The organism is Pseudenhygromyxa sp. WMMC2535, from assembly GCF_011083025.2.
The window spans coordinates 621,778-638,917 of the sequence record NZ_JABJWV010000001.1 but is presented as its reverse complement, the minus strand read 5'-3'; the positions used below and the strand labels follow the sequence as shown (position 1 = coordinate 638,917).

The 17,140-nt window shown below is 65.6% G+C and carries 10 protein-coding genes and 1 tRNA gene; 1 reads left to right on the top strand and 10 read right to left on the bottom strand.

Features of this window, described 5'->3' with window-relative positions:
• Positions 1-148 precede the first annotated feature (148 nt).
• Positions 149-1,828 carry a glycine-rich protein gene (locus tag G6O69_RS41445; RefSeq protein ID WP_172301897.1) on the bottom strand — a complete coding sequence of 560 codons (1,680 nt, stop codon included), beginning with the start codon at positions 1,826-1,828 and terminating at the stop codon, positions 149-151.
• A gap of 294 nt (positions 1,829-2,122) precedes the next feature.
• On the opposite strand from G6O69_RS41445, the gene G6O69_RS02350 reads away from it, so the two are divergent.
• A complete protein-coding gene (locus G6O69_RS02350) occupies positions 2,123-2,968 on the top strand; it encodes an intradiol ring-cleavage dioxygenase (protein ID WP_172301896.1) in 846 nt (281 codons plus the stop codon).
• A 157-nt stretch (positions 2,969-3,125) separates the two neighbouring features.
• Here the strand turns inward: G6O69_RS02350 and G6O69_RS02345 are convergent, their stop codons facing one another.
• The 9 genes from G6O69_RS02345 to G6O69_RS02305 all read right to left on the bottom strand — a co-directional run bounded on the left by G6O69_RS02345 (position 3,126) and on the right by G6O69_RS02305 (position 17,098).
• Positions 3,126-4,130 (bottom strand): phytanoyl-CoA dioxygenase family protein, encoded by a 1,005-nt coding sequence (locus G6O69_RS02345; RefSeq protein ID WP_172301895.1) that lies wholly within the window; start codon positions 4,128-4,130, stop codon positions 3,126-3,128.
• Between the two features lie 412 nt (positions 4,131-4,542).
• Positions 4,543-5,121: a YdeI/OmpD-associated family protein gene (locus G6O69_RS02340; protein WP_217909755.1), complete on the bottom strand. Its 579-nt coding sequence runs from the start codon at positions 5,119-5,121 to the stop codon at positions 4,543-4,545.
• A 623-nt stretch (positions 5,122-5,744) separates the two neighbouring features.
• Positions 5,745-10,538: a TIR domain-containing protein gene (locus G6O69_RS02335; protein WP_176396583.1), complete on the bottom strand. Its 4,794-nt coding sequence runs from the start codon at positions 10,536-10,538 to the stop codon at positions 5,745-5,747.
• Between the two features lie 362 nt (positions 10,539-10,900).
• Complete coding sequence (locus tag G6O69_RS02330) at positions 10,901-11,086, bottom strand: hypothetical protein (RefSeq protein WP_176396582.1); 186 nt, start codon at positions 11,084-11,086, stop codon at positions 10,901-10,903.
• 373 nt (positions 11,087-11,459) lie between these two features.
• Positions 11,460-11,888: a hypothetical protein gene (locus G6O69_RS02325; protein ID WP_172301892.1), complete on the bottom strand. Its 429-nt coding sequence runs from the start codon at positions 11,886-11,888 to the stop codon at positions 11,460-11,462.
• Entirely contained in the window at positions 11,885-12,478 is a 594-nt protein-coding gene (locus G6O69_RS02320) for a hypothetical protein (RefSeq protein ID WP_172301891.1), read from the bottom strand. Before G6O69_RS02320 ends, G6O69_RS02325 begins: the two co-directional genes overlap by 4 nt.
• 807 nt (positions 12,479-13,285) lie before the next feature.
• Positions 13,286-16,597, bottom strand: a complete 3,312-nt coding sequence (locus tag G6O69_RS02315) for a tetratricopeptide repeat protein (RefSeq protein WP_172301890.1) — start codon at positions 16,595-16,597, stop codon at positions 13,286-13,288.
• Positions 16,598-16,668: 71 nt separating this feature from the next.
• Positions 16,669-16,851, bottom strand: coding sequence for an antitoxin (locus G6O69_RS02310; RefSeq protein ID WP_172301889.1), 183 nt, complete (start codon positions 16,849-16,851; stop codon positions 16,669-16,671).
• 173 nt (positions 16,852-17,024) lie between these two features.
• Positions 17,025-17,098 (bottom strand) — tRNA-Arg (locus G6O69_RS02305).
• Positions 17,099-17,140: the final 42 nt, after the last annotated feature.

Sequence of the window (17,140 nt, the reverse complement as noted above, 5' to 3'; positions counted from 1 at the left end):
GACGCCCGCTCGCCCCAGAATCCACGAACTCGTCACGGAGCCGTGGCCGAGGCGTCTCGTGTAACACTGGCGAGACCTTTGGGCACGACGCGCGCGGACGACTCGAGTCGACTCGAGCCGTCCGCGCTCGGTCAGCGGTGGGCGCGGCTCACCAGCTGATGATCACCTGGCCGTCGCCGGCGTTGACCCCTTCGGAGGTCGAGCCGTCATCGACCCCGTCGACATAGGACGAGCCGCCACCGCCACCGCCTCCGGCCCACGAGCCGCCGCCCCCACCCGGGCCGCCGCCTCCACCGGCGCCGCCGTAGTAGCCGCCTCCGCCCCCACCGCCGCCGGCACCCATGAAGCCGCCGCTACAGTCGTGCGCGTCTCCACCGGCGCCGCCTTGGCCGAACTCTCCAGCGTCGCCATCGCCAGCTTGGAGCGCGCAATTGGTGGCGCCGATGCCCTGGCCGCCGCCGGCGTTTTGCGTGCCGCCGCCGCCACCGGTGCTGATCTTGGTGCCGCAGCCGCTCCCGTCGGTCCCGACCTCGCCGATGCTGCCGCCGCCGGCCCCACCGTCGCCACCCGAACCGTCGGCGGCGCACGAGCCCAGCGCGTCTCCGGACCCGCCCCCGCCGCCGCCCGCGACGATCGCCCGATCGCCGATCAGGATGCTGTTGAGGCGGACGTCCGAGGCCCCGCCGCCGTTTCCGCTGGTGTTCACGTTGCCCGCGCCTGGGTCACCGCCGCCGTTGAAGCCGTCTTGACCGCCAACGTAGATGTAGAGCGTGTCCCCGGTCTCGACCAGCAGGTCTCCGATCGCCTGGCCGCCGAGACCGCCGACGCCGCCGTCGTCGTTGAGCGCGTCGACTCCCTCGGCGCCAAAGGCCTCGACGACCACCTGGCCCTGCGTACAGGCCGGGATCTCGAAGGACTGCTCGGAGCCCGTGTAGTCGAAGACGACCTCGTTGCCCGTGCACACCCAAAAGCTCGCCTCGCCGTCGGTGCCGCAGCCATCGGAGAGCCCGGCAAAGCCGAGCTCATGGACGTCCTGGAGGCCAGAGAGCGTGATCGTGAAGCTCTCCGAGCTCGCCGGCAGCGCGGGGTCGACCGTGTCGATCACCGCGCCGTTGCTGACGCTCAGGTTGTCCATGGACAGCTCGATGGCCTGGTCGAACTCGACCTCGACCACCGTCACGGTCGTGCCGCCGTCGAGCTGGACGAAGTCCTGGCTGACGATCTGTGGCAGCGAGGGGGCGACGCAGTCGCCCGCGATCGACAGCTGCGTGTCCGCCTCCAGGGCGTTGCCGCAGGTGTCGAAGACCTCGGCGGCCGCGAGCGAGAGGGTGTAGTCCTGGCTCGCGTCGACGTCGTCGATCACGACCTCGAACTCCATGCCCTGGGCGGGCAAGCTGGGCGCGCTGATGCTCGCGCCGTTGTCCACGCTCAGCGCGACCTCGCCCAGGTTGACGATCTCGTCGAAGCTGAGCGTGTACATGATCGAGCTCTGGCCGAAGGGGACACTCAGCGGCTCCAGTGAGCTGGTGATCACCGGGCCGCTCATGTCGGTCTCGCAAGGGTCGCCCTCGGTGGTCTCGCCCTCGGAGTCCGTGTCCGTGTCCGTGCCGACGTCCGAGTCCGTATCCGAGTCCGTGTCCGAGCTCTCGGAGTCCGTGTCCGTGCCCTCCGAGCTGGTCTCGGTGTCGGCGGTGGTGTCGGTCCCCGAGTCGGTCCCGGTCTCGGGATCGCCGATGTCGTCATCTCGCGTGCTCGAGTCGTCGCTGCAGGCGAGCAGCGTGCAACTCGAGAGCGCGCCAAATAGGAGAGAAGCTTTTCCGAAATTCATTGCACGATGATGGTAGGGCGCCAAGTTCGCGTCGGGAGGCATGAAAATCGTCGAGTGCAAATATGGCGTGAGTTAGTGAATCCCATTCATGAGAGGGGCGAAGGCGAGCGCCCTCAATTCCAGGAAAACGCTTCCTGGAGCAGCAAATTCGCGCTATTTCTTAAGGCGCCGAGTCCGCAAGCTGTATGAATTGTTTGCTTGAAGCCTGATCTATTCAGGAAATAGGTGGAGGTTTTCGGTCGGTTTACGGAAATATTAAGGAAACACCGGATCACCAGGCGTAGGGTGACATCGATGGTCAAGATTAGCCGACGCGACTTCACGATTGGGACTCTGGCCGCCACCGGCGCCCTCGCCTGCACGGATGACGGGGGCGGGGAGGACGGCGTCACCGGGACCGACGACGGCTCCGACACCAGCGAGGGGACGGACAGCACCGACGCCGCTGGCACGGACACGACGGACACGACGGACGGGACCGACACGACGGACGGGACCGACACGACCGACGGCACGGATACGACGGACGGGACCGACACGACCGGCTCCGAGAGCTGCGATGTCGCCGACGACACCACCGCCGGGCCCTACCCCGACACCGAGGGGATGATCGACGACGAGGCTTTCTACCGCACCGACATCACGGAGGGCCTCTACCCCGACGCGGTCCCCCTGACCCTGACCTTGACGGTGGTCGATGGCTCGACCTGCGACGTGCTCTCGGGCTACACCGTCGAGATCTGGCACTGCGACCCCAGCGGTCACTACTCGGAGTACGCCGAGCAGCCTGGCGGCTACGACGGCACCGGCGAGACCTACCTGCGTGGGCTCCAGATCACCGACGACGCCGGTCAGGTGACCTTCGAGACCATCTACCCCGGCTGGTACATCCCCCGGACCACGCACATCCACGTCCAGGTGTTCAAGGACGGGAGCCTGCTCAAGACCACGCAGATCGGCTTCGACGACACGATCAACGCCGAGGTCAACCTCTCCGACGGCTACGGCGGCGAGAGCCAATTCAACAACGAAAACGACCAGGTCTTCGTCGACGAGGGTGACGGCGCCGACGACAACTTGTGTGACACGACCGGTAGCATCGCAGACGGCTTCGTCGCTACCTACCAGGTTGGTGTCTAAAGAGATGGGTCGCACCTGCGCGCGGGCGATGCCCCTCGCTTGGCGCAGGTGCGTTCGGTGGTGATGCGGATGTGGCTGTCCGCGCGTTGGCGGTCCCGGGTCGAGAGGCCCGGGGCCGTCGGCGTCTTGGTTTGGGATCTGGTTTGGGTTTGGGTGCTCAGCGCGAGCCAGCGGCGCTGTAGAGCACGGGGTTGAGCGGGCTGGCGATCGCCTGCCCCGGCCCGGTGTCCTGCACGAACTTCTCGTAGTCGCCGCTGATCATCGTGGGCGAGTCGACCAGGCGCGCGCCGTCCTCGAAGTAGGTCGTCGAGAACGCGAGCCGCGAGCGCTGGGTGTGGTTGGCCCCGGCCGTGTGCAGGCAGCGGGTGTGGTGGAAGCTGAGCTCCCCGAGCGCGAAGGGCCCGTCCTCGACGGCGACCGCGTCGCGCCGCAGGGTCTCGCCGATCTGCCGGTCGTAGGAGTCGTCGAACTTGGAGAACTCGAGCGCGGCGAAGCGCCGCCAGGTCTCGACGCCCTCGGCGAAGGCCAGCGGCCCCATCGCGCGGGGCGTGGGCTGCAGGGGCATCCACAGCGTGACGACCTTCTCCGAGGCGATCGGGTAGTGGTGGGCGTCGTAGTGCCAGGGCGTCCGCCCGCCGCCGGGCAGCTTGGCGAGCACGTTGTCGTGGTAGAGGCGCACGGCCTCGACGCCCATGAGCTGAGCGGCGATGCGCCCGAGCCGGCGGCTGAACACGAAGGCCCGCGAGAGCGGGGCCATGGTCCACAGCATCTCGACGCTCTGAAACTGCACGCCCGGCGTCGCCGATGCGCTCGCCAGCAGCGCCTCGAGCTCACGCCGCAGCGAGAGCAGCGCCTGCGCGGAGCAGACCTGCTTCAGCTTGATGTAGCCCCTGGTCCTGAACTGCTCGATCCCCGCCTGGGGGAGCGGATAGTCCTCGTCGAGCTCGCGCTCGAGCGCGGCCATGGGGATGGGCGGGAGCGCGGGCAGGGGCGGGAGAGCGAGGCGCTCGCCGGGCGGAGGCGCCTCGTTGTGGGCGAGGGAGAGGTACCAGTCCCACCACTGCTCGTTGCTGGCGGCCCACTTCTCGTCGATGGTCGAGCTGTGAGCGTTGGCGTCTTCGAGGAAACGGGCGGGGGCGGCTTGGTGTCGTTGGGTGCTCACTCGGGATCCGGGCGCGTGCTGAGATTGGGGGCGCCGTAGTGGGTCGAGCTTATGTGAATGTGGTTGGAGAGGCTATGTTTGGATCCGCTTGGAGATGGATAATTCGATTGTGGGCCACTTTGTTCACATAAACGGCTCTCTGGCCGGTGGGGATGGGGACCCACCGGAGGTGTTGGGGTTGCTCTGGGCCGAGCAGAGCGAGTGCGAGCAGCGTTTTTCGAGGAGGGAAGAGTCTTGGTCGAGAGGGCATGGGAATGGTGGCGTGCTTCATTTTTCAATGTGTCATTGTTAGACGTGCCGGTCGCTGACTTTGCTGCTCGTCGGTCATTTGCGCTCGATAGCGCCCTCGTCAGCGACCGGCGGTCCTGTGCCTGGATCCCGTCGGGTCTTTTGGATCGCGCCCGCGCGGGCCTCAACGCAGCGCTCGCCCCTCCGCGAGCGCGGCGAGGATCTTCTCCATCCGCCTGGCCCGCGTCTCGGGCCGCTTCGCGCCATGGAGCTGGTGGTAGATACTGTAGATCTGTGCCCGCCGGAGCGTGGCAAAGAAGGCCTTGGCGGCGGGTTGAGCATCGAGGGCGCGGAGAAAGTCCTCGGGCAGCTCCATATCGGCCGAGCCGGCGTAGGCCCGCTCCCAGCGACCGTCGGCGCGTGCGGCCTCGACGTGGAGCAGCCCCGCTGGCTGCATGCGCCGCTCGGCGATGAGGCGCTCGGCGTGCGCGCGGTTCTTCTTCGACCAGCCCGACTTTGGGCGCCGCGGCGTGATCCGCTGAAGATAGGAGACCTCGTCGAGGGAGCGCTTGACGCCGTCGATCCATCCCCAGGTGAGGCAGGCGACGACGCAGTCCTCCCAGCTGATCGAGGGGGTGCCAGAGGCCTTCTTGTAGATGCGGACCCACAGCTCTTGCTTGCGGCTGTGGTTGGCGCGCAGCCAGGTCTCGAGGGCCTTGGGGGTGGCGAAGGCCTTGGAGTCGACCGGGGTCATGGCTGACATTGTCATGAGGATGGTGCTGGCGAGCAATACGACTGACGATCAGACGAAGAAGAACGCCGCGCTTCACTCGAACTCCGGCACGATCCGGCCCGAGAATGGCAGCCCGGAGGCCCGGTCGGCTGTCTCCATGCGAGCGCAACCACGCGCACTCGAGGAGCAGATCTCCCCGGGCATCGGCGGCGTTGGTCAAACGCAAAAACAGCCAGCCGAGGTACCTCAGCTGACCGTCTTCAGTTGCGCGCGGCAGGATTCGAACCTACTCAGGCACATGCGGAAAACATCAACTGTGACGGCTACTTGTCCCGGATGTGCCTGAGATCTTTGGGTTTTGGTTGTGCCGTTGGGTTCCGTCTGGAGGGAGGGCGTGGGGGCTGGTTCCGCGTGGGAGGGGCACATGAACGGCACATGGTTTGGCGGGAGCGTTCGTGTCGAAGCGTGGAGGAGGCTCCGCCCCCTGACCGGCGACTCTCCAAGTAGGTGAGATTGTGTGTCTTTCCCGGTAAGGGGGGCGAGATCACTGCGCTTTTGGCGGTCTGTTGAGTTCTCGGGAGCTCTCGATGGTCTTCCCGGTCTGTCCGCAGTCTTGGAGACATCAGGGAAACGAACACCCGGCCTTCATTCGATCAGTCTCGAGTGAGGAGGGGATCGCAGATCGCGGAGACTTCTTGATAGCGGGTGGCGTCATGGATGCTCTGGCACGTGAGTTGGAGGGCGAGTTTGGGCATGGGCCAGATCCGAGCGGTGTTGTCGTAGCTGGCGGTGGCGATGCGATTGCCGTCGGGAGAGAACGCCACCGCGTACACCGGGTCTGAGTGAGCGTCGAGGGTAGCGAGGAGCTTGCCGTCGTTGGCGGCCCACAGCCGAGCGGTGTTGTCGTAGCTGGCGGTGGCGATGCGATTGCCGTCGGGAGAGAACGCCACCGCGTACACCGGGCCTGAGTGAGCGTCGAGGGTAGCGAGGAGCTTGCCGTCGTTGGCGTCCCACAGCCGAGCGGTGTTGTCGTCGCTGGCGGTGGCGATGCGATTGCCGTCGGGAGAGAACGCCACCGCGTACACCGGGCCTGAGTGAGCGTCGAGGGTAGCGAGGAGCTTGCCGTCGTTGGCGTCCCACAGCCGAGCGGTGTTGTCGTAGCTGGCGGTGGCGATGCGATTGCCGTCGGGAGAGAACGCCACCGCGTACACCGAGCCTGAGTGAGCGTCGAGGGTAGCGAGGAGCTTGCCGTCGTTGGCGGCCCACAGCCGAGCGGTGTTGTCGTCGCTGGCGGTGGCGATGCGATTGCCGTCGGGAGAGAACGCCACCGCGGTCACCCTGCTCGAGTGAGCGTCGAGGGTGGCGAGGAGCTTGCCGTCGTTGGCGTCCCACAGCCGAGCGGTGTTGTCGTCGCTGGCGGTGGCGATGCGATTGCCGTCGGGAGAGAACGCCACCGCGGTCACCCTGCTCGAGTGAGCGTCGAGGGTGGCGAGGAGCTTGCCGTCGTTGGCGTCCCACAGCCGAGCGGTGTTGTCGTAGCTGGCGGTGGCGATGCGATTGCCGTCGGGAGAGAACGCCACCGCGTGCACCGGGTCTGAGTGAGCGTCGAGGGTAGCGAGGAGCTTGCCGTCGTTGGCGTCCCACAGCCGAGCGGTGTTGTCGTGGCTGGCGGTGGCGATGCGATTGCCGTCGGGAGAGAACGCCACCGCGTGCACCGGGTCTGAGTGAGCGTCGAGGGTAGCGAGGAGCTTGCCGTCGTTGGCGTCCCACAGCCGAGCGGTGTTGTCGTGGCTGGCGGTGGCGATGCGATTGCCGTCGGGAGAGAACGCCACCGCGTTCACCGAGCTCGAGTGAGCGTCGAGGGTAGCGAGGAGCTTGCCGTCGTTGGCGTCCCACAGCCGAGCGGTGTTGTCGGAGCTGGCGATGGCGATGCGATTGCCGTCGGGAGAGAACGCCACCGCGTGCACCGAGCTCGAGTGAGCGTCGAGGGTAGCGAGGAGCTTGCCGTCGTTGGCGTCCCACAGCCGAGCGGTGTTGTCGGAGCTGGCGGTGGCGATGCGATTGCCGTCGGGAGAGAACGCCACCGCGTGCACCCAGCCTGAGTGAGCGTCGAGGGTAGCGAGGAGCTTGCCGTCGTTGACGTCCCACAGCCGAGCAGTGTAGTCCCAGCTGGCGGTGGCGATGCGATTGCCGTCGGGAGAGAACGCCACCGCGTGCACCCAGCCTGAGTGAGCGTCGAGGGTAGCGAGGAGCTTGCCGTCGTTGACGTCCCACAGCCGAGCAGTGTAGTCCCAGCTGGCGGTGGCGATGCGATTGCCGTCGGGAGAGAACGCCACCGCGTACACCGGGCCTGAGTGAGCGTCGAGGGTAGCGAGGAGCTTGCCGTCGTTGGCGGCCCACAGCCGAGCGGTGTTGTCGTCGCTGGCGGTGGCGATGCGATTGCCGTCGGGAGAGAACGCCACCGCGTACACCGAGCCTGAGTGAGCGTCGAGGGTGGCGAGGAGCTTGCCGTCGTTGGCGTCCCACAGCCGAGCGGTGTTGTCCCAGCTGGCGGTGGCGATGCGATTGCCGTCGGGAGAGAACGCCACCGCGGTCACCCCGCTCGAGTGAGCGTCGAGGGTGGCGAGGAGCTTGCCGTCGTTGGCGTCCCACAGCCGAGCGGTGTTGTCCCAGCTGGCGGTGGCGATGCGATTGCCGTCGGGAGAGAACGCCACCGCGGTCACCGAGCTCGAGTGAGCGTCGAGGGTTGCGTACTCGACAACCGGCACGGTGTTCGCCACATGTAGCAGTCCCTCGTATACAGCGGCGGATGGGTGGGAAAAGTCGGGGCCGAAGGCTCCAAATGCCTCAATTGCAAGTAACGCGGCCTCCACGGAGAAGCCCTGGGTTCCAACCAGCATGGACGCACGCAGCCCTTTTTGTGCCGCAACCCCTTCGTCTGACGCGCGTCTTGCCTCGCGCTCGGACCTCGCCAACTCGGCATTCTCATCCGCCCTCCGTTCGTTCTCGGCATTGAGGTCCAAGATGAACGCCAGCGCCCCAACCAACACCACAAAGACCGCCACGACGGCGACCCAGACCTGACGGCGTCGCTTCTGCTCCCCTTGGAGCTGCTCCCGTACTGCCCGCTCCGAAGCCTCGACAAACCCCCGCTCTGCATCGTTGAGCGTTACCGAACTCGCATTGAGAACCCGCCGCGCCTCCTCGATCCGCCCCTTTCCCCACAGATACTCCCTATCCTTTCCCCCGTACTTCGTCGCGTCCCAGGCAATCTCCTCCCGAAGCCGCAGCGCTACCCGATCCTTGTTCACCCACTCGACCAGCGTCGTCCATTCTCGCAGCAGTGCCTCGTGGGCGATCTCGACCACTTCGATCCCGCCCTGCTCGCCGCTGACCAACACCCGGGCCTCCCGCACGAAGGCATCGAGCACCAGCCGGGTCTCTTCATCCCTCCCGAGCTCATCCAGGGTCGCCCGCTGCCGCGTGTCCCACTGGGGCCCCTCGCCGATCCGCACCAGCCGGGTCATCAGCCGCTGGGTCACCGCCAGCGCCCGATCGCCGAGGGTCTTCCGTAGTTCCACCAGCGCGCCCTCGGCCGCCTTGGCGATCGCCCCCTCGAGTCCGCCGGCTTCCTCATAGGACGCACGACGGAGGAATCGGGCGTCATCGTCCCGCCGTTGCCATAGCTCACGCAGCATGTGTTCCAACAGCGGCAGCCGCCCCGCATGCTCGGCGGCACCGTCGACAAGCTTCTCGACCAGATCGATCTCGAATTCGAATCCGACCCGCCGTGCCGGCAGCACCACTGCCTCGCGGATCTGCTTGGCGCGCATGGGCGGTAGCGCAAAGTAGATGCCCGTGTTGTAGATGCCCGTGTTGAGGGTCCGCGCGAGCTCGGCCACGGCCAGACAGCTGGGCAGGAAGTCCGCACGCAGCGTGGACACCACCCACAACGGGGTGTCTGCGTCCTTGCTCGCCGCGATCAAGTTGCGAACGAAGGCCATCGCTTCGGGCGGCGCGTCCGTCTGTCCGAGCTCCGCCTGGGTGAACAGCTCCTCGAGCTGATCGACGACCAACAAGATCTTCGCGGCCGGCTCATTCCGACCCGTCGAGGCCATGCGACCCAAGTTCAGACGCAGGGCATCGTCGTTCTCGAGCAGCTGCTGTCGCAGCCCGGCGATCTTCCCCGCGCCCGTGATCGAGTCGACGGCCTCACCAAACTCGATCTGTAGATCCACGACCGCACTCGCCAGCGCCTCGCAAGGGCGGCTTCCCGGCCGCAGGGTCGCCAGCCGCCACACCCGGCCGTCCTCGAGCACTCCATTGCGCAAGGCCGGACACAGACCGGCCTGCACCAGCGACGACTTGCCCGAGCCCGAAGCACCGATCACCGTCAAAAAGCGCGCCTGCTCTTTCGCTCCGGCTTCGAATCGTGCAAGCAGCTCGACAATCTCGTCGTCACGCCCAAACATCCACCGGGCGTCCCGCTCGCCAAAGGCCCGCAGCCCGCGATAGGGCGTAGGGTCGCCGGCAGAGGCCCGCGCCTCGAGCTCCAGCCACGACCGTCGCTCGTGATCGATCCCGAGCTGCACCGCGAGCTTGGAGACGTCCTCCTCCCACTCGGCGAGCACGAGCGTCGCGTCATCAGCCACCTTGGCCCCCGGCAGCGCAGCTCTCACTACCGTACCGTTGTCCCGGCTCAACTGCTCGATCCGCTCACCGAGCACTTCGCCGTACTCGAGGTTGTCCTTCGCCGCGCCCGATGGCCCATCGACCAGCAACACCGCAGGCGCCCCCCGCAGCGCCTCGTGCATCTGCGCTCGCCAATCGGGGCCGGGACGCAGGTCCCACAGATCCAGCCACGGCCGTACCCCCGAAGCGAGGAGTCCTCGACACAGGTTCGCCACCTCCAGCTTGTCTCGCCGCGCATGGGCCACGAACACATACTCGGGCGGCGTCCGTTTGCCGCTCCCAGCCCGAGCGCGGCGCAAAGCCTCTTGCAGGGCATCGGTGCCCAGCTTGGGCTTGTCGCCGAAGTCGACCCCCATATGCGTGTAGATGTCGCGGGCGATGGCCGTGACGTCGTCGTGGCTCAACCACCGGCGCCCGCTCAGGAACAGCGGTAGCTCGTCACTGGCCTCGAAGCCGTCGAGCACGGGCAGGACAAAGGCCTTCTTGCCGGTGATCTCGGCTTTGATCACCGCCGTGTATTCCCTGGCGGCGTAGCGCTCACCAAGACCGAGCTTGCTGACGAACACCAGCGCCCCGTCGGCCTCGGCCATGCCCTGCTCCATCGCGGTGATCACATCGTCGCCCGCGCGGATCTCCCACTCGTCGAACCACACATCGACGCCCCAGTCTTTACGCAGCGCCCTGGCCAGTTCGCGGACTTTGTCTTTGTCCGGCGAGCGGTGGATCAAGTACACGCGTGGAGTCGGGAGTGTCACTGCGGACCGACTCTAACCCGGTCGGCTGCCGCATGCCTATGTCGTTTTGCTCCCAGATCCGCCAGGCTGTCGGATCTACAGTCACTCGCCGCGGTAGTTGACGAAGGACCCTGGCCCTCTGTGCCAACAAGGGTGAGACAGCGAAGTCCCCGAGATTAGTGTAGAGGGCGAGAACCAGCCAGCTGATGACTCAGACAATCAAACCACGCCAGACTCAGCCCGAAGTACAGGTGGTGGCAAAACCAAAGCGGCGGCGCTTCACGGCCAAGTACAAGCGCCACCTCCTCGAACAAGCCGATGCCTGCACCAAGCCTGGTGAGGTCAGCGCGCTGCTGCGTCGTGAGGGGTTGTACTCGTCGCACCTATCGAGCTGGAGGCAAGCCCGCGAACTCGGTGAACTCGCGGCCCTCGAGCCGAAGAAGCGCGGCCCCAAGTCGAAGACCGACCCCCGCGATCAACAGATCGCCGAGCTCGAGAAGCAGCTCGCCAAGGAGCGCGCCCGCCGTGAGCGCGCCGAGGCCCTGGTCGAGGTCCCCAAAAATTGGCATCGATGCTCGAGCAACTCGGCAAGGACGAGGAGCCATGATCGACATCGTCAACCGGGTCGCCCCCGAGCTCGGCGTCGAGTCGACATGCGCCGCCCTTGGCCTGTCTCGTGCGACCTAATACCGCAAGCGCTACGGAGAGCCCCACGGACCCAAGCGGCCGAGCCCGAAGCCCTCGCGCGCACTGTCGGAAGAAGAGCGCCAGGAGGTGCTCGACACCCTCCACGAACAACGCTTCGTCGACCAAGCCCCTGCTGAGACCTACGGGTGGCTACTCGACGAAGGCAAGCACCTGTGCTCGGTCCGCACCATGTACCGGATCTTCTCCATCCGCCTCGCCCGCGTCTCGGGCCTGTGGGGCCATCCAAGCGTAAGTTCAACGAAGGGAGCACCCCTCGAACTCATCCTCACAGGGCTGCGGAGGTTCGCCAATCGGATAGAGCGCGAACATTACATCCCCCCAGTGATTGAGTTCGTACCAGTCGGCACAGTCATGAGCATCGGGATACCCCAGCCCCGCAGCATCTGCCTGACAGATATCATAGGCCTCATCGTTGACCTGGGAAAGCACCTCCGGATCCTGTGCTTCCTCGAGTGTCACACATCGACACACGAGATTGTGGCCACCAGTCTCAGGGTCGACGACCATCCCCACGACCTCGCCCTGCTGATCATAAACATGGGCAGCGTTCACGGGGGCACAGAATAAATAGCGCTCTTCTTCCTCCATGTTGACCAGACGCTCTTGGCAAGCAAGAAGCACAAAGAACACGACCAGGAACGCTCGATAGATATTCTTGTTCACGGCTGTTTCCCTCCCGGTAGGTCTGGTAGAGGCCTCCCGCCATCACCCTCCCCAGTCTCGCTCTCCCCACCATCGCTTTCCTCGTCGGCCTCGGTTTCTCCAACTTCGTCTTCTCCGCCATCATTTTCTGGAAGCGGGCATTTCTGTGGATCTGAGGAGTCATAAATATACCAGCATGCCTCGCTGGTCTGCTCGCCAACGGAAACCGATCCCACATTGAGATTGGCCTCGAGACAAGGTTCAGGCTCCGCGCCCAGTTCCTGAGCAAGCTCGACGCAGTTTTGACGGGCGCTTGCTTCAATGTTAGCAATGACTTGATTGACTTCCTGGCTGGAAGGTTCGGTGCTGAGAATCTCCTTTTGCAGTTCTGTGACACAGGTGCATCCGGATGGAGGCTTACCATCGAACTCTTCGATCGCTACCATGCCTTCTGAGTTTGTACTCACCACGGGCTCGAGGCGGCCACAGCCTTGATAACCATAGGTTGCAAAGTAAATACAATCATCAAAAACGCAACCCTGTGAGGGGATAAAGCCGATGCTCATGCCCAGGAGCGCGCTCAACGAGAGGACAATGCGTTTGGTACGCATAGGCTCCGGTAGCACATCTGCCTGGTTCTGAGCAACGCCCCTCCAGCGGGGCGTGACTCGAGCATCGCCTGGAAGGGGCAAAATGAGACCAAAACATCTGTGTGAGATGGTTCACGCCTCTTGTTTGGCTCGGAGAGACCGTGGTGCGACATGTAGGTCCACAGACTCCGAAGGAGCCCTCAACGCTCCAGCAGGTCCGCCAGAAGGCGCCAGTGGCCCTCGGCACAGTACCTCGGACGCGATCGCCGAAGATCCAGTAGACGATCCGGTAGCCCTTCCTGATGATCTCGCGGACATCCTCGCGCCCGAGTTCAGGCACGGCGCGGCCAGAGAAGGAGAGGTCGACGGCGCGATCGGCCACGGCGACCAGGGTCCTCGGGATCCGGCCGGACCGGTATCTGCGACACTCTCGCTCGGGCTGCTTCTGCCTGCGGTGTCACTCGCCTTGCCATCTCGACCACGGTCTTTTGTCGATCAAGCCGCCGCCGCTCTGAGGCTACCGGTCTCCTGCCGATCTGGCCATCGTCCAGGGCAAGCTCGCCATTGGCTGTTACCAATGCGGAAATGTCAATGGTGACGGCTACTTGTCGCGCATGTGCCTGAGCTCATTGGGTTTGGGTCGTGCAGTTGCGTTCCGTCTGGTTGAGTTGCCACCGCGCGAAGCGCAGCCCATGTCCAACAAAATCTCCACGGCTGCGCTTGGAATTTTTTCGATAGTGGGGTGGGCTTGGGTTCCGTACCGTTGGGGCACTCGAGGGGCACATGGTTTTCCGCTGGAGCTTGCGCCATCCCGGGTGCACGGGGTTGTTAGGGGGTGGGGTTGGCGAGGTATGCGAGGAGTGGGGCGAGCTCCTCGTCGAGGGGGATGTTGGCGTCGGCGCAAGCTTGGCGGTAATGATGGGCGAGTAGTCGAATCAGGGGGGCGAGGACTCGGGGTTGGGTGGGGAGTAGTTGGAGTGCCGCGCGGAGGCCTTCGGCGAACGATTGTGCGGCGGGGTCGGGTTGACCAGCCGCGTGGAGCACGACCCCCTGTGTGCCCAGAGCGCGCGCGAGGTAAGGCAAGAAAGCGTCGGGCCGGGTCTTCGCCAGCTGCCGACGAATGGAGACGGCCTCCTTCGCAGCCTCCAGCGCTTGCTCGCGGTCGCCTAACTCGCTCAGAAACGCGCCGAGGTTGTTGAGGGAGGTAGCGAGGTAAGGCAAGAAAGCGTCGGGCCGGGTCTTCGCCAGCTGCCGGTAGATGTCAGCGGCTTCCTTCGCAGCCTCCAGCGCTTGCTCGCGGTCGCCTAACTCGCTCAGAAACGCGCCGAGGTTGTTGAGGGCCATGGCGAGGTCAGGCAAGAAAGCGTTGGGCCGGGTCTTCGCCAGCTGTCGGTAGATGTCAGCGGCCTCCTTCGCAGCCTCCAGCGCTTGCTCGCGGTCCCCTAACTTGCTCAGGCGACCGCCGAGGTTGCTGAGGGCCATGGCGAGGTCAGGCAAGAAAGCGTCGGGCCGGGTCTTCGCCAGCTGCCGGTAGATGTCAGCGGCCTCCTTCGCAGCCTCCAGCGCTTGCTCGCGGTCCCCTAACTCGCTCAGAAACGTGCCGAGGTTATTGAGGGCCATGGCGAGGTCAGGCAAGAAAGCGTTGGGCCAGGTCTTCGCCAGTTGCCGGTAGATGTCAGCGGCCTCCTTTGCAGCCTCCAGCGCTTGCTCTCGCTCCCCAAACTCGCTCAGGCGGTTGCCGAGGTTGTTGAGGGAGGCCGCGAGGTGAGGCAAGAAAGCGTCAGGCCGGGTCTTCACCAGCTGCCGACGAATGGAGACGGCCTCCTTCGCAGCCTCCAGCGCTTGCTCGTGGTCCCCTAACTCGCTCAGGCGGTTGCCGAGGTTGTTGAGGGAGGCCGCGAGGTGAGGCAAGAAAGCGTCGGGCCGGGTCCTCGCCAGCTGCCGACGAATGGAGACGGCCTCCTTCGCAGCCTCCAGCGCTTGCTCGCGGTCCCCTAACTCGCTCAGGCGACCGCCGAGGTCGTTGAGGAAAGCAGCGAGTCGACTTTCATCTCCGTCCACTCCTCGCTCTGCCACGACGAGTTGCTGCAAGGCGAGCACCGCGAGCTCTCGCAGTTCGACTGTCTGCTCGGGTATCGCTGCATACAACCGCTCCGCGAGCGGAGCGTCGAGCACCAGCTGCGCCGCGGAGGTCAAGGCCAGACCTGGCGGCTCGGTCTGGGTCGTCTGTTCATCGCCACTGTCGCCCGCTGCTTTGGCGATGCGTTCAACGAACACTGGCCCATGTTCATGCAGCAGCTTCCCTAGCCATGGGCGAGTGTGTTCGCGTTTATCGGCCACCCGCGTCAGCACCAACAGCGCCCGGGTCAGCTGAGCGAGGGTCCGCTCGGGAGCCGCCACCAGCTGCAACCACGCATCGGCCCCGCGCTCGAGGGTCTCGGCGACGAGTTGCTCGCCGAGTGGATCGGGCTCGAGTGGCCGGCCCTGCTCGCCGTACAGGTCGCGTGCGCAGCAGCATGCTGTGAGCAACTCGCCTCGGTCGAGCATGTTCAGCGTGCCGATGGCGAGGCCGTGCACCAGGTCGAAAGGGCACTCCCCGATCAGCGTCGAGACCGAGATGACCGCATCCATCGCGGGGAGGAACCCCGTCGGTGTGGGGAGCTTCTTGGTGTTCTCGTACCAGCGTGCCCAGGCCGCTCGCTCATGCCGCAGGATCTCGGAGAGGATCCCATGCTCGGTGAGGTTGTCGAGGTCCGGCGGCGTGTCCCTGGCGCACAACAGCGCCACCCCGTGAAGATAGAGCGGTCGGCCGAGGAGGTCTGCGTCGAGGGATGGCAGGGGCTGGGGGACCTCACCGAGAAAGGCTTTGACGGCCGCTGTAAAGCCTCGCGTGCGCGAGTTGGCGTCCTCGTACATCCGCGGGAGCTGGGTCCACGCGCCGGCGTGCTTTGGCACCCCCGAGGTCTCGACCAGGCGCTTCCACCACAGGGGACCTCGTTCATCGAGGTGGTCACGGCTGAGCATGACCACGCGGACCTCGAGCGCGCGGAAGGCTGCGTGGGCGATGACCTTGGCCGCCAGGAGTGGGGCGGTCTCGACGTAGTCGAACACCAGCAGCCGTGGCGCCTTGCCGGCGGTGAGGGTCGTGACGAGCCGATCGATTTCGGTATGGGGCCGGTTGGGCACGAAGCCCGCGATCCAGTCACGCTCCCGCATGCGGCGGCAGAACTCGAGCAGGAGACGGGTTTTACCCGAGCCACCAGCAGCTGCGAACACGTGGTAGGGGAGGTCGCCGGCGGCCAGGGCCTCGAGGGTCTCCAGGTCGTCCGCGCGCCCTTCGAAAGGCACCACTTGGTTTTGCGCGCGCAGCAATTCCGAGGGGGCTTCCTCGAGGCGGTCTTCCGGGGAGCCAAGCGGCTTCGGCAGGACGAGGAGCTCGCTCGCGGTGCGGTCGCGGTGCGTCCACGACTGCGGACAGGGCCAGCCCAGCGTGGCGGCGAGTTGCTGAATCGGGTTGGCATAGACCGTCCCATGCTCGGCGAGCATGGGCTCGATGCCCTCGTTCCCACGGCTATAGAACGAGCGGACCACCCCTACCACCCGATCGCCGACGACGATCGGCCCTCCAGAAAATCCGGAGGCGGGCACCGGCTCCTCGCTCTGCATCTGGTCGACGAGCAGCTCGAGCACGGGGATCTGATCGGGCGACTCGACCTTGGCGTACGGCCCAATCGCCCCCTCCGTGGTGGTTAGCGTGCCGGAGGCCCCGATCCCGAGAACGGTCAAATAGGCAAACCCGTAGCACGACCACGAGCGGTCTTCGTCGTCGGTGAGCGGCTCGAGGGCCCGGGCGAGCTTCCATCGCTTGGTCTTGTTGTAATCGTGGACGCGAAATACCACCCAGTCATCGACCAGGTTGGGATTGTTGATTGGATCCCAAGGAACCGTCTCGGACCAGGTCTTTCCGTCTTCCCAGTAGGTGCAGACGAAGTCCTTCGGCGGGACCGGGGCCGGCCCGATCTTCACGAAGGTGTGAAATGTCGTGACCAGGTAGACCCCGCCGTCGGGCCCGTCGACGAGGAAGCCCGTGCCGCGATACCCACCACTTTCGACTCGAACGACGTCTGCTCTCCCGACCATCGCCGATCAGGGTACGGCTCCACGCCGCCAAGCGGGACCAAAAACCGCCTCACAGCAACGGGAGGTCGGTTTCACTCGCGCCGCTCGGCGAACCGGGCCCGCATCCGAGCGACTACCTCGGCATGGGGGATGGTCCGCCCAGCCTCGGAGTCGGCCAGGCCCGCCTCGATCTTGGCGACCACGTGCCTCCGGTAGGCTTCGTCTGGTGTCTCGAGCGCGAGCTCGTCCACCGCGGGGCTTGCGGGCTGCGACATGAGGCGAGTGTACTTTGCGACTTCATCGCCGAGCATTCAGAGATCGAGGACCCTCGACCTTCTCCATGCGAGCGCAACCACGCGCACTCGAGGAGCAGATCACCCCGGGCATCGCCGGCGTTGGTCAAACGCAAAAACAGCCAGCCGAGGTACCTCAGCTGGCCGTCTTCAGTTGCGCGCGGCAGGATTCGAACCTGCGGCCTTTGGCTCCGGAGGCCAACGCTCTATCCAGCTGAGCTACGCGCGCGGGGCCGCAAGGTGTACCCAAGCCCGCCCCCGCGCGCAACCC

What these genes read in the sequence shown, in the direction of transcription:
- G6O69_RS02320 (WP_172301891.1), bottom strand. Translation starts at nt 12,478, where the DNA reads ATGCGTACCAAACGCATTGTCCTCTCGTTGAGCGCGCTCCTGGGCATG.
- G6O69_RS02330 (WP_176396582.1), bottom strand. Translation starts at nt 11,086, where the DNA reads ATGCCAATTTTTGGGGACCTCGACCAGGGCCTCGGCGCGCTCACGGCG.
- G6O69_RS41445 (WP_172301897.1), bottom strand. Translation starts at nt 1,828, where the DNA reads ATGAATTTCGGAAAAGCTTCTCTCCTATTTGGCGCGCTCTCGAGTTGC.
- G6O69_RS02350 (WP_172301896.1), top strand. Translation starts at nt 2,123, where the DNA reads ATGGTCAAGATTAGCCGACGCGACTTCACGATTGGGACTCTGGCCGCC.
- G6O69_RS02310 (WP_172301889.1), bottom strand. Translation starts at nt 16,851, where the DNA reads ATGTCGCAGCCCGCAAGCCCCGCGGTGGACGAGCTCGCGCTCGAGACA.
- G6O69_RS02315 (WP_172301890.1), bottom strand. Translation starts at nt 16,597, where the DNA reads ATGGTCGGGAGAGCAGACGTCGTTCGAGTCGAAAGTGGTGGGTATCGC.
- G6O69_RS02340 (WP_217909755.1), bottom strand. Translation starts at nt 5,121, where the DNA reads ATGTCAGCCATGACCCCGGTCGACTCCAAGGCCTTCGCCACCCCCAAG.